The organism is Streptomyces griseoruber, assembly GCF_001514205.1.
Classification (GTDB): domain Bacteria; phylum Actinomycetota; class Actinomycetes; order Streptomycetales; family Streptomycetaceae; genus Streptomyces; species Streptomyces griseoruber.
The window spans coordinates 356,074-378,048 of sequence record NZ_KQ948764.1 but is presented as its reverse complement, the minus strand read 5'-3'; the positions used below and the strand labels follow the sequence as shown (position 1 = coordinate 378,048).

The following is a 21,975-nucleotide window of genomic DNA, read 5'->3' as shown; positions in this document are numbered from 1 at the left end:
GACCGTTAGCCGGCCGTTGTCAAGGCCTGCTGTCAGAGGCCGGGGATCCGGCCGTTGCGGAACAGGTCGACGAAGATCTGGTGGTCGGCACGCGCGCGTGCGCCGTAGCTGTGCGCGAAGTCCACCAGGAGCGGCGCGAAGCCCTCCTCGTCGGCGGCGATGGCCGCGTCGATGGCCCGCTCGGTGGAGAACGGCACCAGGGACTCGCCGGAGGTGTCGTCCGCCGCCGCGTGCATGGTGGCGGTGGCCCGGCCCAGGTCGGCCACGACGCCCGCGATCTCCTCCGGGTCGTCGATGTCGCCCCAGTCCAGGTCGACGGCGTACGGCGAGACCTCGGCGACGAGCTGGCCCGCGCCGCCCAGCTCGGTCCAGCCCAGCCACGGGTCGGCGTGCTGCTGGAGGGCGCGCTGGGAGATCACCGTGCGGTGGCCCTCGTGCTGGAAGTAGCCGCGGATCGCCGGGTCGGTGACGTGCCGGGAGACGGCCGGGGTCTGGGCCTGCTTGATGTAGATCACGACGTCGTTCTCCAGGGCGTCGCTGTGGCCCTCCAGGAGGATGTTGTACGACGGCAGACCCGCGGAGCCGATACCGATGCCGCGGCGGCCCACGACGTCCTTCACCCGGTAGGAGTCCGGGCGGGCCAGGGAGGTCTCCGGCAGCGTCTCCAGATAGCCGTCGAAGGCCGCGAGGACCTTGTAGCGGGTGGCCGCGTCCAGCTCTATGGAGCCGCCGCCGGGCGCGAAGCGGCGCTCGAAGTCACGGATCTCCGTCATGGAGTCCAGCAGCCCGAAGCGGGTGAGGGAGCGGGCGTCGCGCAGGGCGTCCAGCAGCGGGCCCTCGGCGGTGTCCAGGGTGAACGGCGGCACCTCGTCGCTCTTGGCGCCGGTGGCCAGCGCGCGCATCCGGTCGCGGTACGCGCCCGCGTACACCCGCACCAGCTCGGTGATCTGGTCGTCGCCGAGCGCCTTCGCGTACCCGATGAGGGCGATCGAGGCGGAGAAGCGCTTGAGGTCCCAGGTGAAGGGGCCGACGTAGGCCTCGTCGAAGTCGTTGACGTTGAAGATCAGCCGGCCGGTGGAGTCCATGTACGTGCCGAAGTTCTCCGCGTGCAGATCGCCGTGGATCCACACGCGCGAGGTGCGGTCGTCCAGGAACGGTCCGCTGTATGTCTTCCCGCCACCCCGCCCGGCGTTCTCGGCGTCGAGGTCGTGGTAGAAGAGCGCCGCCGTGCCCCGGTAGAACGCGAAGGCCGAGGCCGCCATCTTGCGGAACTTCACCCGGAACGCTGCCGGGTCGGCGGCGAGGAGCTCGCCGAAGGCGGTGTCGAAGACGGCGAGGATCTCCTCGCCGCGCGGCTCGTCGTTGAGCTGGGGAACCGACATCGCTGGGTGCCTCCTGGGACAGATGGTGCGTGACCTCGGGACGGATCGTCCGTCCCCTTCCAACGTTCGAAGGTACGTGGGAGTGCCCGCCGGGTGTCAGTGGCGAGGCATAGACTTCGACGCTGACCCCCGGACTGTCCGCCCGCCCGTCGTCGAGTGTTTCCCTTGGAGGCCACGCCGTGTCGAAGCCGCCGTTCACGCACCTGCACGTCCACACCCAGTACTCGCTGCTGGACGGTGCCGCGCGGCTGAAGGACATGTTCAACGCGTGCAACGAGATGGGCATGACGCACATCGCCATGTCCGACCACGGCAACCTGCACGGGGCGTACGACTTCTTCCACACCGCGAAGAAGTCCGGGATCACCCCGATCATCGGGATCGAGGCGTATGTCGCGCCCGAGTCGCGGCGCAACAAGCGCAAGATCCAGTGGGGCCAGCCGCACCAGAAGCGGGACGACGTCTCCGGTTCCGGCGGTTACACCCACAAGACGATCTGGGCGGCGAACGCGACGGGTCTGCACAACCTCTTCCGCCTCTCCTCCGACGCGTACGCCGAGGGCTGGCTCCAGAAGTGGCCGCGCATGGACAAGGAGACCATCGCCAAGTGGTCCGAGGGGCTCATCGCCTCCACCGGCTGCCCCTCCGGCGAGCTCCAGACCCGGCTGCGCCTCGGCCAGTACGACGAGGCGCTGAAGGCGGCCGCCGACTACCAGGACATCTTCGGCAAGGACCGCTACTTCCTGGAGCTGATGGACCACGGCATCGAGATCGAGCACCGGGTCCGCGACGGTCTGCTGGAGATCGGCAAGAAGCTCGGCATCCCGCCCCTGGTGACGAACGACTCGCACTACACGTACGCGCACGAGGCGACCGCCCACGACGCGCTGCTGTGCATCCAGACCGGCAAGAACCTCTCCGACCCCGACCGCTTCAAGTTCGACGGCACCGGCTACTACCTGAAGTCCACGGACGAGATGTACGCCATCGACTCCTCGGACGCCTGGCAGGAGGGCTGCGCCAACACCCTCCTGGTGGCCGAGCAGATCGACACCGCCGGCATGTTCGAGGCCCGCAACCTCATGCCGAAGTTCGACATCCCCGAGGGCTACACCGAGGTCACCTGGTTCCGCGAGGAGACCATGCGCGGCATGCACCGCCGCTTCCCCGAGGGCATCCCGGACGACCGCATGAAGCAGGTCGAGTACGAGATGGACACCATCATCTCGATGGGCTTCCCGGGCTACTTCCTCGTCGTCGCCGACTTCATCATGTGGGCCAAGAAGCAGGGCATCGCCGTCGGCCCCGGCCGGGGCTCCGCGGCCGGCTCGATCGTCGCGTACGCCATGGGCATCACCGACCTCGACCCCATCCCGCACGGTCTGATCTTCGAGCGGTTCCTCAACCCCGAGCGCATCTCGATGCCCGACGTCGACATCGACTTCGACGAGCGCAGGCGCGTCGAGGTGATCAGGTACGTGACCGAGAAATACGGCGCCGACAAGGTCGCCATGATCGGCACCTACGGCAAGATCAAGGCCAAGAACGCGATCAAGGACTCCGCGCGCGTGCTGGGCTACCCGTACGCGATGGGCGACCGGCTCACCAAGGCCATGCCCGCCGACGTCCTCGGCAAGGGCATCGACCTCAACGGCATCACCGACCCCTCGCACCCCCGCTACAGCGAGGCGGGCGAGATCCGGGCGATGTACGAGAACGAGCCCGATGTGAAGAAGGTCATCGACACCGCCAAGGGCGTCGAGGGCCTGGTCCGGCAGATGGGTGTGCACGCCGCCGGAGTGATCATGTCCAGCGAGACCATCACCGAGCACGTCCCGGTGTGGGTGCGTCACACCGACGGCGTGACCATCACCCAGTGGGACTACCCGAGCTGTGAGTCGCTCGGCCTGCTGAAGATGGACTTCCTCGGCCTGCGCAACCTGACGATCATGGACGACGCCGTCAAGATGGTGAAGTCCAACAAGGACGTCGACATCGATCTGCTGAGCCTCCCGCTCGACGATCCGACGACCTTCGAACTGCTCCAGCGCGGCGACACCCTCGGCGTCTTCCAGTTCGACGGCGGCCCCATGCGCTCCCTGCTGCGCCTGATGAAGCCCGACAACTTCGAAGACATCTCCGCCGTGTCGGCGCTCTACCGTCCGGGCCCGATGGGCATGGACTCGCACACCAACTACGCGCTGCGCAAGAACAAGCTCCAGGAGATCACCCCGATCCACAAGGAGCTGGAGGAGCCCCTCGAGGAGGTCCTGGCCGTCACCTACGGCCTGATCGTCTACCAGGAGCAGGTGCAGAAGGCCGCCCAGATCATCGCCGGCTACTCGCTGGGCGAGGCCGACATCCTCCGCCGCGTGATGGGCAAGAAGAAGCCCGAGGAGCTGGCGAAGAACTTCACCATCTTCCAGGCCGGCGCCCAGAAGAACGGCTACAGCGACGAGGCCATCCAGGCCCTGTGGGACGTCCTGGTCCCGTTCGCCGGCTACGCCTTCAACAAGGCCCACTCGGCCGCGTACGGACTGGTCTCGTACTGGACCGCCTATCTGAAGGCGAACTACCCGGCCGAGTACATGGCCGCGCTGCTGACGTCCGTCAAGGACGACAAGGACAAGTCGGCGATCTACCTCAACGAGTGCCGGCGCATGGGCATCAAGGTGCTGCCGCCCAATGTGAACGAATCGGTGCACAACTTCGCCGCCCAGGGCGACGACGTGATCCTCTTCGGCCTCGAGGCCGTCCGCAACGTCGGCACCAACGTGGTCGAGTCGATCATCAAGAGCCGCAAGGCCAAGGGGAAGTACGCCTCCTTCCCCGACTACCTCGACAAGGTCGAGGCCGTCGCCTGCAACAAGCGCACCACGGAATCGCTGATCAAGGCGGGCGCGTTCGACACGCTCGGGCACACCCGCAAGGGCCTCACCGCCCAGTTCGAACCGATGATCGACAATGTGGTCGCGGTCAAGCGCAAGGAGGCCGAGGGCCAGTTCGACCTCTTCGGCGGCATGGGCGAGGAGGAGAGCAGCGAGCCCGGCTTCGGCCTCGACGTGCAGTTCACCGAGGACGAGTGGGACAAGACCTATCTGCTCGCCCAGGAGCGGGAGATGCTCGGTCTCTACGTCTCCGACCACCCGCTGTTCGGCCTGGAGCACGTGCTGTCCGACAAGGCGGACGCGGGCATCGCCCAGCTCACCGGAGGCGAGCACGCGGACGGCGCGGTCGTCACCATCGGCGGCATCATCTCGGGCCTCCAGCGCAAGATGACCAAGCAGGGCAACGCCTGGGCCATCGCCACCGTGGAGGACCTCGCGGGCTCCATCGAGTGCATGTTCTTCCCGGCGACCTACCAGCTGGTGTCGACCCAACTCGTCGAGGACGCGGTGGTCTTCGTCAAGGGCCGGCTCGACAAGCGCGAGGACGTGCCCCGGCTCGTCGCGATGGAGCTCCAGGTCCCCGACCTGTCCAACGCGGGCACCAACGCGCCGGTGATCCTCACCATCCCGGCCACCCGGGTCACCCCGCCGATGGTCAGCCGCCTCAACGAGATCCTCACCCACCACCGCGGGGACAGCGAGGTCCGCATCAAGCTCCAGGGCCCGACCCGGACGACCGTTCTGCGCCTGGACCGGCACCGGGTCAAGCCCGATCCGGCGCTGTTCGGCGATCTGAAGGTGCTGCTCGGCCCGTCCTGCCTGGCGGGCTGAGGCCGGGCCCGGGGAACAGCGCGAGGGGCGCGTCCGGTTCCGGACGCGCCCCTCGGTGTGCCTGGGCTGCAACAGCCCATCGCGTGGATGTCAGTTGTGCCCGAACCGCTTCTGCCGGCCCTTGCGGGCGACGTCGGCCGGGGTCACCTGGGAGATCCGCTGTTCGGCCTGCTCCTGCATCGAGGACTGCTGGGCCTGCTGCTGACCACGCTCGGACTGCGGCTGTTTACGGTCCTGCTTCTTGTTCTTGGCCATGGGGATCTGCCTCCTGCGGGGGATGTGGGGACCAGGGCCGCGACCAGATTCACATAGGCTGATGTAAGCCGCATTTCGGATAATTACCGTCCGTGACAGGGGTTCTCGGAGCGCATCGCCCCGAAACGCCACGCCGAAGATCGAGTTCGGGCCGTTAACCCCCGCACGGTCGGGCAGACTCGAAGGAAGCCCGAAGCAAACCTCCCGGGAAGAGGGTGAGTCGTGTGGACCGCTGCATCGTCCTGGTGGACGCCGGGTATCTGCTGGGGGCGGCCGCGAGCCTCCTCGCCGGAGAGCCCTCGCGGTCCCGCATCACCGTCGATCACTCCGCGCTCGTCCAGGGACTGCGCGAACAGGCCGAGTCCGACACCGAACGCCCCCTGCTGCGCATCTACTGGTTCGACGGCGCCCCCGACCGCGTCCCCCAGCCCGAACACCGCAGGCTGCGCGTGATGCCCCGGGTCACCGTCCGGCTGGGCGCGCTGACCCGCAGCGACGGACGCTGGGCCCAGAAGGGCGTCGACGCCGCCATGCACGCCGAACTGACCGAGCTGGCCCGCAACCGCGCCTGCTCCGACGTCGTCCTCGTCACCGGCGACGGCGATCTGCTGCCCGGCATGATGGCCGCCAAGGAACACGGCGTCGCCGTCCACCTGTGGGCCGTCCAGGCCGCCGACGGCGACTACAACCAGTCCGAGGACCTGGTCGCCGAGGCCGACGAACGGCGCGTCCTGGACCGTACGTGGATCACCAAGGCCGTCCGCGCCAAGGAACTCGGCGGGGTGTGCGCGCCGCAGCCCGTACCCCGGCCCGAGATCGCCGCGATCCTGTCCGCGCCGCTGCCCGACACCGGCCTCGCCCCCGCCGCCGAGCGGCCCGCGGAGGAGCCCGAGCACGCCGGCGCGGACGCCGCCGACCGCTCCGGCGTCCAGGAGCGTGTGCCCGCCACCAAGGGCGTCCCCACCCCCAAGGACCTGGCCGCGCTGCGCGCACCCGGCAGCCACCCCGCCCCGCACCCCGCCACCGCCACCCTGCGCTGGTCCTCCGACAAGGGCTGGGTGGACCGGCCCGGTGTCGTCGCCGAGCCCGCCGAGGCCTCCTCCATGCCGACGCTGGCCCAGCTGACCACGGCGGAACAGCGCTGGGCCGACCGCGAGGAGGACATCACCACCGTCGGCGGCGACCCGTTCGAGGTGGGACAGGTCTTCGCCCGGCGCTGGATGGGCCGCCTCGGCGACCAGGGCCATCTGCAGAAGCTGTCGGGCATGTACCCGCGCATCCCGCACCGCATCGACGGCGAGCTGCTCCGGTACGCGGCCCGCTTCGGACTGCTCGCGCACAAGGACGACCAGATCGACGAGCACGACCGCTACGCCATCCGGGCGGGCTTCTGGCGCGAGGTCGACGTCCGCACCGCCGCCGAGCACGCGCCCGCCGGGGAGTGACGGCCGCCGAGAGCGGCCCCAAGGACGAGCGGGGCTTGCCGACCCCGTAGGCTCGTCCCTTGTGAGTACGCGCGCGGCATCGGCCATCCGGCACCCGGACGAGGTCGTGTGTGCCGTGCGCGGACTGACCAAGACCTATCCGGCGGTACGGGGCCGGCGCGGCACCCCGGCGACCCCCGAGGTACGGGCCACCGACGGGGTGGAGCTGGACATCCGCCGCGGGGAGATCTTCGGGCTCCTCGGCCCGAACGGAGCCGGCAAGTCCACCCTCGTACGGCAGATGACCGGGCTGATGCGGCCCGACGCGGGCACCGTGGAGATCCTCGGCCACGACATCGTGCGCCACCCCGAGCGGGCCGCGCGCATCCTCGCCTACCTCGGCCAGGAGTCCACCGCCCTCGACGAGCTCACCGTCTCCCTGGCCGCCGAGACCACCGGACGGCTGCGCGGTCTCGACGTACGGCAGGCCCGCCGGGAACGGGACGCCGTCCTCGACGAACTGGGGCTCACCCCGCTCGCCGGCCGCACGCTGCGCAAGCTGTCCGGCGGACAGCGGCGGCTGGCCTGCTTCGCGTCCGTGCTGGTGGGGGAGCGGCCGCTGCTGGTGCTCGACGAGCCGACCACCGGGATGGACCCGGTCGCGCGGCGCGCCGTGTGGTCGGCCGTGGACCGGCGGCGCGCCGAGCAGGGCACGACCGTCCTGCTGGTCACCCACAACGTCATCGAGGCCGAGACCGTCCTCGACCGGGTCGCCGTCCTCGACCGGGGCCGGGTCATCGCCTGCGACACGCCGGCCGGGCTCAAGGAGCAGGTCGCCGGCGAGGTCCGGGTCGAGCTGGTGTGGCGGGAGCGGGCGCCGCTGGACGTCCCCGAGGTCGCCGCGCTGCGCGAGCGGGCCGTGGAGTCCGGGCGCCGCTGGACGCTGCGGCTGGCCCCCGACGAGGCCCGCGCCGTCGTCGCCACCGTCACCGGCGGGGCCGCCTTCGCCGCCCTGGACGACTTCACCCTGGCCACGCCCAGTCTGGAGGACGTGTACCTGGCGCTGGGCGGGGCCGCGCGGCAGGGGCTGGTGCGGGCGTGAGCGATCTGAGCGGGGTGGGCCCCGGGTCCGTATGGTCCGTATGGTGCGTGGGGGACGGTATGAGAGCCGCAGGGAAGAGGAGCAGCGCCACGTGAGTGTCGTACCCGCAGAGGTTCTGCCGGGCGGCGCCCGGGCCGTCACCGGCACGGTCCGCGCGACCGTGACCGCCGAGTTGGGGCCGCGCGCGCGGCTGTGGCCGTCGCTCGTGGCCGTGTACCGGGCGCAGCTCTCGCGTGCGCGGGTGGCGCGGATCCCGCTGCTGTTCGTGGCGACCTTCCAGTCGGTCGGCATCCTGATCATGATGCGGGGTGTCGTGGACGGGGGCAGCGAGGCCGAGTCGGTCGTCGCGGGCTCCGCGGTGCTCGTCGTCGCGTTCGTCGCGCTCAATCTGCTCGCGCAGTACTTCGGGCAGCTGCGGGCGAGCGGCGGGCTCGACCACTACGCCACCCTGCCGGTGCCGCCGGCGGCCGTGGTGCTGGGCGCGGCGGGGGCTTACGCCTCCTTCACCGTGCCGGGGACCCTGGTGACCGCGGTGTTCGGGTGTGTGCTGTTCGGGCTGCCGCTGACGCATCTGTGGGTGCTGGCGGCCGTGATCCCGCTGGCCGGGGCCGCGCTGTCCGGGCTGGGCGCCGCGTTCGGGCTGCTCGCGCCGCGGCCGGAGCTGGCGACCGTGCTGGGGCAGCTGGGGATGTCCGCCGCGCTGCTGCTGGGGGTGCTGCCGCCGGACCGGATGCCGGAGGCGGTGCGGTTCGCCCGGGATCTGCTGCCGTCGACGTACGGCGTGGAGGCCTTCGCGCGGACCTTCGGGGCGGATCCGGACTGGGCGCTGGTGCTCGGGGACCTCGCGGTGTGCGCCGGGGTGGGCGTCGTGTCACTGGCCGTCGCCACCTGGGCCTACCGCCGGGCCGCCGTCCGGTGACGCGCCGCACAGCCGGGCCTGGCACGATGTCAGGGTGACCGCACCGCTGACTCCGCCTCCGCCGCACGAACCGTCCCCGCACGAACCGTCCCCGCAGGGGGCCGCCTGGCCGCCCCCGCCCGGGGAGCCGCTGGGCGTGGCGGCCGTGCCGCAGGACGCCGCGTACGGACAGGACGGACCCGGGATGAAGACCGAACTGCGGGAGGCCGCCGTGGTGACGGTGGCGGTCGCGGTGGCCGGGGTGCTGCTCGGGGTGCTGTGGAAGTATCTGGCGCCCTCCGTGCCGCTGGTGGGGGACGTGGTGAACGGGGGGTGGGTCGTCTACCTCAAGGACACCGAGGGGGAGCAGGCGATCGGGGTGGACGGGACGTTCACCCTGCTGGCGCTGGCGTTCGGCGCCGTGAGCGCGGCGGTGGTGTTCGCCTGGCGGCGGCGCGGCGGTGTGCCGTTGGTGGTGGCGCTGATGGCCGGGGGGCTGCTCGGGTCGGTGCTGGCGTGGCGGCTGGGGGTGTGGCTGGGGCCCGGGTCGGACGTGATCGCCCAGGCCAAGGCCGCCGGGAAGGGCGTGACGTTCTCGGCGCCCTTGAAGCTGGGGGCGCGGGGGGCGTTGCTGGCCTGGTCGTTCGCGGCGCTGCTGGTCCATCTGGGCCTCACGGCGCTGTTCGGCCCGCGTGACCCCGACCCGTACGGGCAGGGGCCGGTCCCGAAGGACTCCTACGGCGCGCCGCTCGCGTGACGGCGACGCGTTCCCCCGGTCAGCCCCGGCCGATCGGGGCCAGGACCGCCTCGGTCAGGGTGGCCAGGTCGGTCGGGGACAGCTCCACCTCCAGGCCCCGGCGGCCCGCCGAGACACAGATCGTGGGGTGGGCGGTGGCCGAGGCGTCGAGGACCGTGGGGAGTTTCCTGCGCTGGCCGAGGGGGGAGATGCCGCCCCGCACATAGCCCGTGGTGCGTTCGGCCAGGGTGGGGTCGGCCATGGCGGCGCGTTTGCCGCCCACCGCCGAGGCCAGGGCCTTCAGGTCGAGGGAACCGGCCACCGGCACCACCGCGACCGTGAGCGCGCCGTCCACGTCCGCCACCAGGGTTTTGAAGACCCGGTCGGGGGACACGCCCATCGCCTGCGCGGCCTCCTCGCCGTAGGACGGGTGGTTCGGGTCGTGGTCGTAGGCGTGGACCGCGAAGTCCACGCCCGCCGAGGTGAGGGCCACCGTGGCGGGGGTGCCCCCGGACTGCTGCTGCTTCTTCGGCTTCTTCGCCATGGGTTCGAGCGCCTTCGGGGGTTCAGTTGAGACTCGTCGGGCCGCGCGTCAGGTCCGACGCGGGCAGCGAGGGCAGGCTACGGATGATCGCGGTCTCGGTGCGAAGGAGTTTCAGTTCGTCGCGGAGCCGGGAGGCGATGTCGGGGGCCTGGAGGAGGCGCTGCTTCGTGGGTGTGTCGAGCATCATCGCCGCGGCCACCAGGTAGGACACCACCGCGGGGTCGTCGGGCAGGTCCGCGCCGGTGGTGAGGGAGCGTTCCCGGGCGCCCGCCAGGCGCTTCTGGTACTGGCGGAAGGCCCGCAGGACGCCTTCGGCGAGCGCGCCGGCCTCGTCGCCCGGTTCTTCGGGGAGTTCTTCCAGCTCCGCCGTGAGGAACGGGCCCGAGGCGTCCACCGAGACGAGGCGGACCCGGGTCGTGCCCGTCGCCAGGACCTCGAAGGTGCCGTCGGCACGCTCGCGGATCGTCGCGGCGTCGGCGATGCAGCCGGTGCCCTGGAAGGCCTTGAGGGGATCCTCGCCGAAGCCGGCCGCCGGGCCGCGCACGGGCAGCGCGGTCTGGTCGGGCAGCCCCGGCGCGCTGGGCGCGACCTCGTGGCCGTCGCGGATGGCGACGACGGCGAACCGGCGCGGTTCGTCCTCGGCGGTCTTGAGCAGTTCGCGCATCATGGCGCGATAGCGCTCCTCGAAGACGTTCAGCGGGAGCACCAGACCCGGGAACAGCACCGAGTTCAGGGGGAAGAGCGGCAGACGGACGGTGGTCACGGCGCAGAAGCCTAATGGTCGTCCGGGTGGGCTCGGTCGCCGTGCCCCTTTCGTGGATGCCACGGTTCGGGCACGGCCCGTCCGGTGTACACGGCCTCGCGCACCGCCAGGAAGTGGCCGAGGGGGTCGTCGGAGAGCCGGCTCCAGGGGAAGGAGGTGGCGTACGGGCCGATCAGGCGCAGCTGGACGAGGGCGTCGTCGAGGCGGCCGAGGCGGACCAGGACGTACACCAGCAGGTTGCGTATCTCGGCCGGCCAGGGGTCCAGGGACGGGAAACGGGCCGACAGGGCCATCGCGCGGTCGGCCGCCGCGTCCAGCCGCTCGCGCGGCACCTCGGGCCCGCAGCCGTCGGTGAGATAGGCGAAGGCCGCCCGGGCCGGGAGCGCCTGGACCAGCGAGCCCGCCGGGGCGTCCTGGGCGGCCCGGTCGGCGAAGTCGAAGCACTCGCGGTGCGAGCCGTGCCAGGACTCGGCGAGATAGCGCTTGGCGGCGACATGGCAGCCGTAGTGGTGCGGGGCGCGGCGCACCGCCGCCTCCCACAGTTCGCCGAAGTACTTGTGCCCGGCCCGCGCGCCGCGCGCGTGGTCCAGGGCGATCCGCCACGGCACCGGGTCGCCGTGGTCGCTCTGCGCGGCCGCCGTGATCAGCGGGCTCACCTCGCGCAGCAGTTCGGCCCGCGCCGGCGAGAGCCAGGCCCGGTCCACCGCGAGCTGGGCCGAGACCAGCAGCAGGTCCGGATCGCGCGGCGCCGCGGCGCGCCACTCCTCGAACCACTCCGTGCGGGAGTGCGCGAAGGAGGCCAGACGCGTCACATAGCGGTCGCGGTACTCCCACTCGGCCCGTTCCCGGGTGCGGGACAGCAGCGCGGCGGCCGTCTCGTACGCGCCCCGTCCGGCCGCGACCAGGGCCGGGCCGAGCCGGTCGTCGGGCACATCGAGGAGCACCTCGTCGTCGGCGGGGAGCCCGGCGCCGGGGTGGGGGGCGGCGGTCGTCCGTGCCGCCCGGGAGATCCGGGAGGCGCGGATGAAGGGGGGCAGCAGAGCCATGGTGCCGCCCATTGAAAAGCCGCAGGTCGGGTTCCGCCAGAGGGTGCGGGCAAGCCCAGGAAAGTTGTACGCCGGAAGGTCAAGGAACGGTAAAAGGTGAGCCCTGTTCAGGGATTGTTCGTGCACGGACAAGGGGGTTGTGTGGAGATTCGGCCGACCGGGTTTCAGCCCGCGGGGGCCGGGCGCGTCACCCCCGCCGCAGCAGCCTCGTGGCCCCCGCCGCCACCGTCGTCGCCAGCACCCAGCCCAGCAGGATCAGCGCCGTCGACAGCCACTGCCAGCCGCCGGTGAGCCGCCACTGGCCGACCTGGCCCAGGTCGATCACCGGCAGCAGCAGGTCCAGGGTGAACAGGGCCGGGTTCCAGGGCGGGTGCCCGCCCGGGTTCACCGGGGGATGCGGGGCGTTCGCGAAGGCCAGGGTGCTCGCCGCCCACAGCACCGCCATCCACACCGCCGCCCGGCCCGGCCGGTACCCGTAGGCGACCGTCCAGTCCTGCGCGTAGCCCACGAGCTTCGCGGCCGGCGGCAGGGTCTCGCGGCGCCGGCGCTGCTTGGCGAGCAGCACCTCACGGGCGTCCTCGTCCTCGCCGCCCGCCCGCAGCACCGTCGCCAGCCGTTCGTACGGCTCCGGCGCGTACTCGGCGGTCGCCGCGGCGATCCACTCCAGCCGCGCGGCCAGCGGGAACGGGCCCTGCGGCACCAGGTTCTCGTAGGCGAAGCCGCCCATGTGCAGACTGCCGGGACCCGGCCACGCGCTCGCCCGGTCCACCAGGTTGATCACCCGGGCGCCGGACAGCACCACCTTGCCGCGCCGCGGCCGCTCCCCGAGGAACCGCAGCTCGGGCGTCTGGACCCGGACCAGTGACAGCTCCTGGTCGTCCGTGAAGGTGAACCGGGCCCGCTCCAGGTCGACCGCGTCTCCGAACCGCCCGTCGTCCAGCCGGACCCCGCCCCGGCACTCGAACCGCTGGATCCGTGTCCCGCGCGCGGGCGTCGTCCCGCTCAGCGCCTGCCGGCCGACGCCCGCCGGCGTCAGGTACAGCGAGCGCTCCACCGTCAGCTGCGGCGCGTTCAGCGCGAGCCGGGTGTACGGATTGACCAGCCGGGCGCCCCGCAGGCTCAGCGACACGCCGATCTTGGCGCTGCGCAGGCTCAGCTCGCCGTGCGACTCCAGCAGCTCCGCCTGGAGGTCCTGGCCGACCGTCATGCCGTCGGCGGCGATCGAGCGGCCGGTGCGGTCGCGGTACACGATCGCCTGGTTGAGCAGCAGATCCGTGCCGATGTGCGCGTCGGTGAGCCGTACGCCGTTGTGGAAGCGGCAGCGGGGCAGATGCAGATCGCCCTCGGTGTGCAGCCGGGCCGCCTCCAGCCGCGGCACCGCGCAGTCCACCATCCGCAGGGTCGTGAACCGCGCCTCCGGCAGCAGCACGTCCCGCTCGAACCGGCAGCGCCGCAGTTCGACGTACGGCACCACCGTGCCGCCCGCCAGATCGAGGCTGCCGCTGATCCGGACGCCGGCCAGCTTGAGGCTGGACACCCGGCCCGCCAGCGCGGGCGGGCCGGCCAGCAGCAGCCAGGCGACGATCCGGGCCCGCACAGTCCGCTCCTCACCCCACGGATGCCCGCCGTGCGGATCGTCCACGACCGTGTCCCCGCTGCTCAGGTCGTACACGCTGCCGTTGCGGAAGGCCTGCCACATCCCGGCCTCGGCGGCGGTCAGATCGTCCGGGATGTCACCCGCGGCCGCTCCGTCCCCTTCGGTCACCATCTGTCACCCCCTTGGTCGCTCACAGCCCTTGATGCCCTTGCGTGACTCCCCGGAAGCAAGACGTGAAGGTGATCTTCCGGGTTCCGGCCACGCTCCGTATCAGCCACTGATACGCGCGGACGGTGCCGGATCCCGGTCTGAGAGAATTGGGCTGTGATCTCTCGAATCGATCTGCGCGGCGACGCCCTTCCCGAGGGCCCCGCCCTGCGTGACCTGCTGCCCCGAGCCGACTTCGACGTTCAGGCCGCCCTGGAGAAGGTGCGTCCGATCTGCGAGGCCGTGCATCATCGGGGCGACGCGGCGCTGATCGACTTCGCCGAGAGGTTCGACGGGGTACGGCTGGAATCCGTACGGGTCCCCGCCGAGGCCCTCACCGACGCGCTGGCACAGCTCGACCCGGCCGTGCGCGCGGCCCTGGAGGAGTCCATCCGCCGGGCCCGGCTCGTCCACCGCGAGCAGCGCCGCACGACTCGCACGACCCAGGTCGCGCCGGGCGGGTCCGTGACCGAGAAGTGGGTGCCCGTGGAGCGCGTCGGGCTGTACGCGCCCGGCGGCCGGTCGGTCTACCCGTCCTCCGTGGTCATGAACGTCGTGCCCGCACAGGAGGCCGGCGTCGAGTCCGTCGCGCTCGCCTCGCCGGCCCAGGCCGACTTCGGCGGCCTGCCGCACCCGACGATCCTCGCCGCCTGCGCCCTGCTCGGCGTGGACGAGGTGTACGCGGCCGGTGGCGCGACCGCCGTCGCGATGTTCGCGTACGGCACCGAGTCCTGCGCCCCCGCCAACATGGTCACCGGGCCCGGCAACATCTGGGTCGCCGCCGCCAAGCGCTACTTCACCGGCAGGATCGGCATCGACGCCGAGGCCGGCCCGACCGAGATCGCGGTCCTGGCCGACGCGACGGCCGACCCGGTGCACGTGGCGTCCGACCTGATCAGCCAGGCCGAGCACGACCCGCTGGCCGCCGCCGTCCTGGTCACCGACTCCGTCGAGCTGGCGGACGCGGTCGAGAAGGAGCTGGAGCCGCAGATCGCGGCCACCAAGCACGTCGACGACCGGATCGTCCCGGCCCTCAAGGGCCGGCAGTCCGCGATCGTGCTCGTCGACGGCGTCGACGAGGGCCTGCGGGTGGTCGACGCGTACGGCGCCGAGCACCTGGAGATCCAGACGGCGGACGCGGCGGCCGTGGCCGACCGGGTGAAGAACGCCGGCGCGATCTTCATCGGACCCTGGGCGCCGGTCTCCCTCGGCGACTACGCCGCCGGGTCCAACCACGTGCTCCCCACCGGCGGCTGCGCCTGCCACTCCTCGGGTCTGTCGGTCCAGTCCTTCCTGCGCGGCATCCACATCGTCGACTACACCAAGGACGCGCTGGCCGAGGTCGCGCACCACGTGGTCACGCTGGCCGAGGCGGAGGACCTGCCCGCGCACGGCGCGGCGATCAAGGCAAGGTTCGGGTGGAAGGTACCGGCGAGCAAGTGAACCTCGGAATCGACGATCTCCCCGTACGGGACGAGCTGCGCGGCAAGTCCCCCTACGGCGCGCCCCAGCTGGACGTCCCCGTACGGCTGAACACCAACGAGAACCCCTACCCGCTGCCCGAGCCGCTCGTCGAGCGGATCGCGGAGCGGGTCCGCGAGGCGGCCCGCGACCTCAACCGCTACCCCGACCGGGACGCCGTCGAGCTGCGCACCCAGCTCGCGAAGTACCTGACGGACACCTCCGGGTACGAGGTCGGCCTGGCCAACGTGTGGGCCGCCAACGGCTCCAACGAGGTCCTCCAGCAGCTGCTGCAGACCTTCGGCGGACCGGGCCGTACGGCGATCGGCTTCGAGCCGTCGTACTCGATGCACGCGCTCATCGCGCGCGGCACCGGCACCGGCTGGATCTCCGGGCCCCGGGGCGAGGACTTCACCATCGACCTCGCGGCGGCCGAGAAGGCCCTCGCCGAGCACCGCCCGGACGTCGTCTTCATCACCACGCCCAACAACCCCACCGGCACCGCCGTCCCGGCCGGGACCGTCCTCGCGCTGTACGAGGCGGCGCAGGCGGCCAAGCCGTCGATGGTGGTGGTCGACGAGGCGTACATCGAGTTCAGCCACGGCGACTCGCTGCTGCCGCTGCTCGAAGGTCGGCCGAATCTCGTCGTCTCGCGGACGATGTCCAAGGCCTTCGGCGCGGCCGGGCTGCGCCTCGGCTACCTCGCCGCGCACCCGGCGGTGGTGGACGCCGTCCAGCTGGTGCGGCTGCCGTACCACCTGTCGGCCGTCACCCAGGCGACCGCGCTGGCCGCCCTGGAGCACACCGACACGCTGCTGAAGTACGTCGAGCAGCTCAAGTCGGAGCGGGACCGGCTGGTGAGCGAGCTGCTCGCCCTCGGCTACGAGGTCACGGCGTCCGACGCCAACTTCGTGCAGTTCGGCCGGTTCGCCGACGCCCACGAGGTCTGGCGGAAGATCCTCGACCGGGGCGTCCTGGTCCGCGACAACGGCGTACCGGGCTGGCTGCGGGTCACCGCCGGAACCCCCGAAGAGAACGACGCGTTCCTCGACGCGGTCCGTGAAGTCAAGAAGGAGCAGAGCGCATGAGCCGCGTAGGACGTGTAGAGCGCACGACGAAGGAGACCTCGGTCCTCGTCGAGATCAACCTCGACGGCACCGGCAAGGTCGACGTGTCGACCGGCGTCGGCTTCTACGACCACATGCTCGACCAGCTCGGCCGGCACGGTCTGTTCGACCTGACCGTGAAGACCGACGGCGACCTGCACATCGACTCGCACCACACCATCGAGGACACCGCCCTCGCCCTCGGCGCCGCCTTCAAGCAGGCCCTGGGCGACAAGGTGGGCATCTACCGCTTCGGCAACTGCACGGTCCCGCTGGACGAGTCCCTCGCCCAGGTGACGGTGGACCTGTCCGGCCGCCCGTACCTCGTGCACACCGAGCCCGAGAAGATGGCGCCGATGATCGGCGAGTACGACACCACGATGACCCGGCACATCCTGGAGTCCTTCGTCGCCCAGGCCCAGATCGCGCTGCACGTGCACGTGCCCTACGGGCGCAACGCCCACCACATCGTGGAGTGCCAGTTCAAGGCGCTGGCCCGGGCTCTGCGGTATGCCTCCGAGCGCGACCCGCGCGCGGCCGGCATCCTCCCCTCCACGAAGGGTGCGCTGTAAAGCCATGACCGGTCTGTCGACCCTTCTGATCGTCGTCGGCCTGTTCCTGGCCGGCGGCATCTACTCCTTCGTCAAGCAGGACATGCCGAGGAGCCTGATCGTGCTGCTGTCGATCGGCGCCGGGATGTGTCTGGTCGCCGGTGTGCTGCGGCTGGAGGTGTGGAATTGAGCGCGGTGAGCAAGAAGGTCGTCGTCTTCGACTACGGCTTCGGCAACGTCCGCTCCGCCGAGCGCGCCCTCGCGCGCACCGGGGCCGAGGTCGAGATCACCCGTGACTTCGACCGGGCCATGAACGCCGACGGGCTGCTGGTGCCCGGCGTCGGCGCCTTCGCCGCCTGCATGGCCGGTCTGCGCGAGGCGCGCGGCGACTGGATCATCGACCGACGGCTGTCCGGCGGCCGCCCCGTGATGGGCATCTGCGTCGGCATGCAGATCCTGTTCGCCCGGGGCATCGAGCACGGCGTCGAGACCGAGGGCCTCGACGAGTGGCCCGGCTCGGTCGAGCCGCTCCAGGCCGAGATCGTGCCCCACATGGGCTGGAACACCGTGGACGCGCCCGCCGGCTCCGAGCTGTTCGCCGGTCTCGACGCGGACGCCCGGTTCTACTTCGTGCACTCCTACGCGGTCCACGACTGGTCGCTGGAGACCCACAACCAGGCCATGCGCGCACCGAGGGTGACCTGGTCGACGCACGGCAAGCCGTTCGTGGCCGCCGTGGAGAACGGCGCCCTGTGGGCCACGCAGTTCCACCCCGAGAAGTCCGGCGACGCCGGAGCCCAGCTCCTCACCAACTGGATCGGAACCCTGTGAGCAAGCTCGAACTCCTCCCCGCCGTCGACGTCCGCGACGGCCAGGCCGTCCGTCTCGTCCACGGCGAGTCCGGCACGGAGACCTCGTACGGCTCCCCGCTGGAGGCGGCCCTCGCCTGGCAGCGGGCGGGCGCCGAGTGGCTGCACCTGGTCGACCTGGACGCCGCCTTCGGCACCGGCGACAATCGGGAGCTGGTCCGCGAGGTCACCCGGGCGATGGACATCAAGGTGGAGCTGTCCGGCGGCATTCGGGACGACGCCTCGCTCGCCGCCGCGCTGGCCACCGGCTGCACCCGCGTCAACCTCGGCACCGCCGCCCTGGAGACCCCCGAGTGGGTCGCCAAGGTCATCGCCGAGCACGGCGACAGGATCGCGGTCGGCCTGGACGTGCGCGGTACGACCCTCAAGGGCCGCGGCTGGACCCGGGACGGCGGCGACCTCTACGAGACGCTGGCGCGGCTCGACACGGAGGGCTGCGCCCGGTACGTCGTGACCGACATCGCCAAGGACGGCACCCTCCAGGGCCCCAACCTGGAGCTGCTGAGGAACGTCTGCGCGGCCACCGACCGGCCGGTCGTGGCATCGGGCGGCGTGTCGTCCCTCGACGACCTGCGCGCCATCGCCGAGCTGGTACCCCTCGGTGTCGAGGGCTCCATCGTCGGGAAGGCGCTCTACGCGAAGGCGTTCACCCTGGAAGAGGCCTTGGAGGCTGTGTCGCCATGACGTCGGAAGCCGTACGGCGGGTGCAGAGCGGAAGTCCCTGGGAGGAGAGTTTCGGGTTCGCACGCGCCGTCGCGGCGGGAGACCGTGTGCTGGTGGCGGGCACCACGTCCTTCAAGGGCAGCGTGCTCTACGGGGAGGGCGACCCCTATGAGCAGGCCAAGGTGGCCTTCACCGGCGCGGTCGAGGCGATCGGCGAGTTCGGGCTCGGCGTGGAGTCCGTGATCCGTACCAGGATGTACCTGACGCATTCGCGGGACGTCGACGAGGCGGCCCGGGCCCACAAGGAGATCTTCGACTCCGTGCGCCCGGTCTCCACCCTGCTGGTCGTGGAGGGTTTCGTCGACCCGCGCATCCTGGTCGAAGTGGAACTAGAGGCATTCAGAGGAGCCGTGAACTCATGACCCTGGCGGTCCGAGTCATCCCCTGCCTGGACGTGGACAACGGCCGGGTCGTCAAGGGCGTCAACTTCCAGAACCTGCGCGACGCGGGCGACCCCGTCGAGATGGCCAAGGTGTACGACGCCGAGGGCGCCGACGAGCTGACCTTCCTGGACATCACCGCCTCGTCCGGCAACCGCGAGACCACCTACGACGTGGTGCGCCGCACCGCCGAACAGGTGTTCATCCCGCTGACCGTCGGCGGCGGGGTGCGCACCCCCGAGGACGTCGACAAGCTGCTGCGGGCGGGCGCCGACAAGGTGGGCGTCAACACGGCGGCCATCGCCCGTCCGGAGCTCATCAAGGAGATCGCCGAGCGGTTCGGCAGCCAGGTGCTGGTGCTGTCCGTGGACGCGCGCCGCACCCCCTCGGGGACCTTCGAGGTGACCACCCACGGCGGCCGCAAGGGCACCGGCATCGACGCGATCGAGTGGGCGCACCGGGCGGCCGAGCTGGGCGCCGGCGAGATCCTGCTGAACTCGATGGACGCGGACGGCACCAAGGACGGCTACGACCTGGAGATGATCGCCGCCGTCCGCAGGCACGTCACGGTCCCGGTCATCGCCTCCGGCGGCGCCGGAAAGCTCGGCGACTTCGCGCCGGCCGTCGAGTCGGGCGCGGACGCGGTACTGGCCGCGTCGGTGTTCCACTTCGGCGACCTGCGGATCGGGGAAGTGAAGCAGGCGCTGAAGGAGGCGGGCCACCCGGTGCGGTGACGCCGCGCTCGGCTCGAGGAACCCCGGCTGTACGGCCGGGGTTTTTCCCGAGCAGATGGGAAAGAAATATTGCGCAACTTATATTGCGCAACTTTTCTTTCCTGTCTAGCGTGCGGGACATGACAGGCAAGGAGAGAAACCGCCGCATCACCGACCTCGGCACCCTCAAGGCGCTCGCCCACCCCCTGCGGATGCAGCTCTACCGAGCGCTGACCGTCGCCCGTGTGGCCACCGCCTCCCAGCTCGCCGAGCAGGTCGACGAGGCCGTCTCCCTCGTCAGCTACCACCTGCGCAAACTCGCCGAGCACGGGCTCATCGAGGAGGCCGAGCCGCAGAGCGCCGACGGCCGCGAACGCTGGTGGCAGCCCTCCTCCGACGGGGTGAGCATCCGCGACGAGGACTTCCGCGACGCCCCCGAGAAGGCCGCCGCGCACACCGCCGCCAGCCGCCTCTTCTTCGAGCAGCGCGCCGACCTGTACCGCCGCTTCCTCGACGAGCGCACCCACTGGGGCGAGGCGTGGAACTCCGCCGCCGAGTCCTCCGAGTCCCACATGCGCCTCACCGCGGCCGAACTCACCGAACTCAACCGCGAGGTCCTCGCCCTGCTCCACCGCTACGAGGAGCGGGGCCGGGCCGCCGACGAGGCGGGCGACCGCGAGGGCCGCGAGAGCGTCGCGGTGCACACGTACGCGTTCCCGTTCCGGATCTGAGAAGGAGCCCCGCCATGAGCACGGCCCTCGTCCGCACGGCCCCCGACCGGGAGCGCGCGGCGCACCGGGACCCCGACATCCTGCGCTGGCTCGGCGGCTACACCTCCTCCGCCGTCGGCGACAGCGTCTACTACCTCGCCCTGTCCTGGGCCGCCGTCCAGTCCGGCACGCCCGCCCAGGCCGGGCTCGTGACCGCCGTCAGCGCCGTGCCGCGCGCCCTGCTCATGCTCGGCGGGGGAGTGGTCGTCGACCGCTACGGACCCCGCCGGGTCGTCCTCGGCGGCACCGGGGTGCGCTGCGCGCTCGTCCTCGCGGCGGCCGCGCTGCTGCTCCTGACCAGCCCGGGGCTGTGGGCGCTCGGCGCGGTCGCGCTGCTGTTCGGGATCGTCGACGCCGTGTTCCTGCCGGCCGCCGGAGCCCTGCCCGCCCGGATCGCCGACCGCGGACAGCTCACCCGGGTCCAGGGGCTGCGCGGACTGGCCACCCGGCTCGCCACCGTCGTCGGCGGGCCCCTGGGCGGCCTCGGCGTGGCCCTCGGCGGCACCGTCGGCGCGTTCGGCCTGGCCGCGCTGCTGATCGGCGTGTCGCTGCCCCTGCTGTTCGGCGTCCGGGTCCGCGAGCTGCCTCCCGACGACGTGCGCTCCGACGGCACGCCGTCCGGGCGCACGCCTTCCGGCGACCTGAGGAACGCCCGCCACGGAGTCCTGGCCGAGCTGCGCGACGGACTGCGTCACATCCGCCACGACCGCGTCCTGCTGCCGCTGGTGGTGTCCATCGCCCTCGGCGACCTCGGCTTCGTCGGCCCCATGAACCTCGGGCTGACCCTGCTCGCCGAGGAGCGCGGCTGGGGCTCGTCCGGCATGGGACTGGTCCTCGCCGGGTTCGGTGTCGGCGCCGGAGCCGCCTCCCTGCTGCTCGCCTGGCGCGGCCGGGTCCCGCGCGCGGGACGCGTACTGGCGCTCGGCACGATCGCCGGTGCCGCCGCGATCGCCGCCCTCGCGCGCGTGCCCTCCGTCGCGGGAGCCGCCGCCGTCGCCCTGTGCATCGGACTGCTGGCCGGGCTCGGCGGCGCCCTGTCCGGGGCGCTGGTCCAGGCACGCGCGGGTGCCGCCTACCTCGGCCGGGTCACCGCCGTCTCCACCCTGGTCGGCTTCGGCGTCGCCCCGCTCACCTTCCCGCTGGTCGGCTGGAGCATCGGCGCGTGGGGGACCGGCCCGGTCTTCGCCGCCTGCGCGGCCCTGTGCACCCTCAGCGGCGCCCTCGCGCTCGCCGTGCGGCCGCTGCGCCGCGCCGAGCTGCCCCGCTGAGGGGCCCTCGTGCCCCGCCGATCAGCCCTTGGGCTGCGCCAGCTGCACCAGATTGCCCACCGTGTCGTCCAGCACGGCCGTGATCACCGGCCCCTGCTCGGTCGGGGCCTGCGTGAACGCGACACCCAGGGCGCGCAGCCGGTCGTACTCCTGCTGGACGTCGTCCACGGAGAAGACGATGCACGGCAGCCCCGCCCCCTTCACGGCCGTGCGGTACGGCTCCGCGATGGGCCCCTGCCCGGGCTCCAGCAGGAGCTGAAGGTCCTGCTGGGCGCCCTCGGCCGCCCCGACGGTGACGAACAGCGTGCCGCCGCCCAGGTCCATGTGCGTCCGGGTCTCGAAACCCAGGACGTCCGTGTAGAACGCGTGGGCCTTCGCGACATCGTCGACGTACACGCTGGTCATGGCTACCTTGATCACGGGGGTGCCCTTTCAGCCCGCTCGGAATCAGCCCGCTCGGA

Annotated in this window: 22 protein-coding genes; 15 read left to right on the top strand and 7 right to left on the bottom strand. The window is 71.8% G+C overall.

What is annotated here, in order from left to right:
• Positions 1 to 32: 32 nt before the first annotated feature.
• Positions 33 to 1,382: a DUF2252 domain-containing protein gene (locus AQJ64_RS06075; protein ID WP_055633812.1), complete on the bottom strand. Its 1,350-nt coding sequence runs from the start codon at positions 1,380 to 1,382 to the stop codon at positions 33 to 35.
• 179 nt (positions 1,383 to 1,561) lie between these two features.
• Here AQJ64_RS06075 and dnaE point away from each other — a divergent pair, with 179 nt between their 5' ends.
• Positions 1,562 to 5,101 carry a DNA polymerase III subunit alpha gene (gene dnaE / locus AQJ64_RS06070; RefSeq protein ID WP_055633811.1) on the top strand — a complete coding sequence of 1,180 codons (3,540 nt, stop codon included), beginning with the start codon at positions 1,562 to 1,564 and terminating at the stop codon, positions 5,099 to 5,101.
• A 90-nt stretch (positions 5,102 to 5,191) separates the two neighbouring features.
• Here dnaE and AQJ64_RS49565 read toward each other — a convergent pair whose 3' ends face one another.
• A complete protein-coding gene (locus AQJ64_RS49565) occupies positions 5,192 to 5,356 on the bottom strand; it encodes a hypothetical protein (protein WP_099053949.1) in 165 nt (54 codons plus the stop codon).
• A 224-nt stretch (positions 5,357 to 5,580) separates the two neighbouring features.
• On the opposite strand from AQJ64_RS49565, the gene AQJ64_RS06065 reads away from it, so the two are divergent.
• The 4 genes from AQJ64_RS06065 (at position 5,581) to AQJ64_RS06050 (ending at position 9,537) form a co-directional block, all read left to right on the top strand.
• On the top strand, positions 5,581 to 6,801 hold the full coding sequence (locus AQJ64_RS06065) for an NYN domain-containing protein (RefSeq protein WP_059202460.1): 1,221 nt from the start codon (positions 5,581 to 5,583) through the stop codon (positions 6,799 to 6,801).
• A gap of 106 nt (positions 6,802 to 6,907) precedes the next feature.
• Positions 6,908 to 7,882, top strand: a complete 975-nt coding sequence (locus AQJ64_RS06060) for an ABC transporter ATP-binding protein (protein ID WP_055632946.1) — start codon at positions 6,908 to 6,910, stop codon at positions 7,880 to 7,882.
• A gap of 91 nt (positions 7,883 to 7,973) precedes the next feature.
• Positions 7,974 to 8,801 carry an ABC transporter permease gene (locus AQJ64_RS06055; RefSeq protein WP_055632942.1) on the top strand — a complete coding sequence of 276 codons (828 nt, stop codon included), beginning with the start codon at positions 7,974 to 7,976 and terminating at the stop codon, positions 8,799 to 8,801.
• 34 nt (positions 8,802 to 8,835) lie between these two features.
• Positions 8,836 to 9,537, top strand: coding sequence for a DUF2567 domain-containing protein (locus AQJ64_RS06050; protein WP_063788688.1), 702 nt, complete (start codon positions 8,836 to 8,838; stop codon positions 9,535 to 9,537).
• Between the two features lie 19 nt (positions 9,538 to 9,556).
• Here the strand turns inward: AQJ64_RS06050 and ybaK are convergent, their stop codons facing one another.
• The 4 genes from ybaK to AQJ64_RS06030 all read right to left on the bottom strand — a co-directional run bounded on the left by ybaK (position 9,557) and on the right by AQJ64_RS06030 (position 13,634).
• Complete coding sequence (gene ybaK / locus AQJ64_RS06045; RefSeq protein ID WP_055632941.1) at positions 9,557 to 10,060, bottom strand: Cys-tRNA(Pro) deacylase; 504 nt, start codon at positions 10,058 to 10,060, stop codon at positions 9,557 to 9,559.
• Between the two features lie 22 nt (positions 10,061 to 10,082).
• Complete coding sequence (locus tag AQJ64_RS06040; protein ID WP_055632940.1) at positions 10,083 to 10,823, bottom strand: LON peptidase substrate-binding domain-containing protein; 741 nt, start codon at positions 10,821 to 10,823, stop codon at positions 10,083 to 10,085.
• 11 nt (positions 10,824 to 10,834) lie between these two features.
• Positions 10,835 to 11,881 carry a hypothetical protein gene (locus AQJ64_RS06035; RefSeq protein WP_055632939.1) on the bottom strand — a complete coding sequence of 349 codons (1,047 nt, stop codon included), beginning with the start codon at positions 11,879 to 11,881 and terminating at the stop codon, positions 10,835 to 10,837.
• A 175-nt stretch (positions 11,882 to 12,056) separates the two neighbouring features.
• Positions 12,057 to 13,634 carry a hypothetical protein gene (locus tag AQJ64_RS06030; RefSeq protein ID WP_055632944.1) on the bottom strand — a complete coding sequence of 526 codons (1,578 nt, stop codon included), beginning with the start codon at positions 13,632 to 13,634 and terminating at the stop codon, positions 12,057 to 12,059.
• A gap of 156 nt (positions 13,635 to 13,790) precedes the next feature.
• Between AQJ64_RS06030 and hisD the strand changes: the two genes are divergently transcribed.
• The 10 genes from hisD (at position 13,791) to AQJ64_RS05980 (ending at position 21,514) form a co-directional block, all read left to right on the top strand.
• Entirely contained in the window at positions 13,791 to 15,116 is a 1,326-nt protein-coding gene (gene hisD, locus AQJ64_RS06025; protein WP_055632938.1) for a histidinol dehydrogenase, read from the top strand.
• Complete coding sequence (locus tag AQJ64_RS06020; RefSeq protein WP_055632937.1) at positions 15,113 to 16,222, top strand: histidinol-phosphate transaminase; 1,110 nt, start codon at positions 15,113 to 15,115, stop codon at positions 16,220 to 16,222. The genes hisD and AQJ64_RS06020 overlap by 4 nt, the downstream gene beginning before the upstream one ends.
• Positions 16,219 to 16,812 carry an imidazoleglycerol-phosphate dehydratase HisB gene (gene hisB, locus AQJ64_RS06015; protein ID WP_055632936.1) on the top strand — a complete coding sequence of 198 codons (594 nt, stop codon included), beginning with the start codon at positions 16,219 to 16,221 and terminating at the stop codon, positions 16,810 to 16,812. Before AQJ64_RS06020 ends, hisB begins: the two co-directional genes overlap by 4 nt.
• Positions 16,813 to 16,816: 4 nt before the next feature.
• Entirely contained in the window at positions 16,817 to 16,981 is a 165-nt protein-coding gene (locus tag AQJ64_RS49560; protein WP_055632935.1) for a hypothetical protein, read from the top strand.
• Entirely contained in the window at positions 16,978 to 17,622 is a 645-nt protein-coding gene (hisH, locus tag AQJ64_RS06005; protein ID WP_397800113.1) for an imidazole glycerol phosphate synthase subunit HisH, read from the top strand. Before AQJ64_RS49560 ends, hisH begins: the two co-directional genes overlap by 4 nt.
• Entirely contained in the window at positions 17,619 to 18,344 is a 726-nt protein-coding gene (gene priA / locus AQJ64_RS06000; protein ID WP_055632933.1) for a bifunctional 1-(5-phosphoribosyl)-5-((5-phosphoribosylamino)methylideneamino)imidazole-4-carboxamide isomerase/phosphoribosylanthranilate isomerase PriA, read from the top strand. Before hisH ends, priA begins: the two co-directional genes overlap by 4 nt.
• Positions 18,341 to 18,745 (top strand): RidA family protein, encoded by a 405-nt coding sequence (locus AQJ64_RS05995; RefSeq protein WP_055632932.1) that lies wholly within the window; start codon positions 18,341 to 18,343, stop codon positions 18,743 to 18,745. Before priA ends, AQJ64_RS05995 begins: the two co-directional genes overlap by 4 nt.
• Entirely contained in the window at positions 18,742 to 19,497 is a 756-nt protein-coding gene (hisF, locus tag AQJ64_RS05990; RefSeq protein ID WP_055632931.1) for an imidazole glycerol phosphate synthase subunit HisF, read from the top strand. Before AQJ64_RS05995 ends, hisF begins: the two co-directional genes overlap by 4 nt.
• Positions 19,498 to 19,616: 119 nt before the next feature.
• Positions 19,617 to 20,207, top strand: a complete 591-nt coding sequence (locus AQJ64_RS05985) for an ArsR/SmtB family transcription factor (RefSeq protein WP_055632930.1) — start codon at positions 19,617 to 19,619, stop codon at positions 20,205 to 20,207.
• Between the two features lie 14 nt (positions 20,208 to 20,221).
• Positions 20,222 to 21,514, top strand: coding sequence for an MFS transporter (locus tag AQJ64_RS05980; RefSeq protein WP_055632929.1), 1,293 nt, complete (start codon positions 20,222 to 20,224; stop codon positions 21,512 to 21,514).
• Between the two features lie 21 nt (positions 21,515 to 21,535).
• Here the strand turns inward: AQJ64_RS05980 and AQJ64_RS05975 are convergent, their stop codons facing one another.
• Positions 21,536 to 21,934, bottom strand: a complete 399-nt coding sequence (locus tag AQJ64_RS05975) for a glyoxalase/bleomycin resistance/extradiol dioxygenase family protein (RefSeq protein ID WP_055632928.1) — start codon at positions 21,932 to 21,934, stop codon at positions 21,536 to 21,538.
• Positions 21,935 to 21,975: the final 41 nt, after the last annotated feature.

Excerpts from the sequence above, each read along its gene's own strand:
- AQJ64_RS06075 (WP_055633812.1), bottom strand. The coding sequence starts at position 1,382 with ATGTCGGTTCCCCAGCTCAACGACGAGCCGCGCGGCGAGGAGATCCTC.
- AQJ64_RS49565 (WP_099053949.1), bottom strand. The coding sequence starts at position 5,356 with ATGGCCAAGAACAAGAAGCAGGACCGTAAACAGCCGCAGTCCGAGCGT.
- ybaK (WP_055632941.1), bottom strand. The coding sequence starts at position 10,060 with ATGGCGAAGAAGCCGAAGAAGCAGCAGCAGTCCGGGGGCACCCCCGCC.
- AQJ64_RS06035 (WP_055632939.1), bottom strand. The coding sequence starts at position 11,881 with ATGGGCGGCACCATGGCTCTGCTGCCCCCCTTCATCCGCGCCTCCCGG.
- hisB (WP_055632936.1), top strand. The coding sequence starts at position 16,219 with ATGAGCCGCGTAGGACGTGTAGAGCGCACGACGAAGGAGACCTCGGTC.
- AQJ64_RS49560 (WP_055632935.1), top strand. The coding sequence starts at position 16,817 with ATGACCGGTCTGTCGACCCTTCTGATCGTCGTCGGCCTGTTCCTGGCC.
- AQJ64_RS05995 (WP_055632932.1), top strand. The coding sequence starts at position 18,341 with ATGACGTCGGAAGCCGTACGGCGGGTGCAGAGCGGAAGTCCCTGGGAG.
- hisF (WP_055632931.1), top strand. The coding sequence starts at position 18,742 with ATGACCCTGGCGGTCCGAGTCATCCCCTGCCTGGACGTGGACAACGGC.
- AQJ64_RS05985 (WP_055632930.1), top strand. The coding sequence starts at position 19,617 with ATGACAGGCAAGGAGAGAAACCGCCGCATCACCGACCTCGGCACCCTC.
- AQJ64_RS05980 (WP_055632929.1), top strand. The coding sequence starts at position 20,222 with ATGAGCACGGCCCTCGTCCGCACGGCCCCCGACCGGGAGCGCGCGGCG.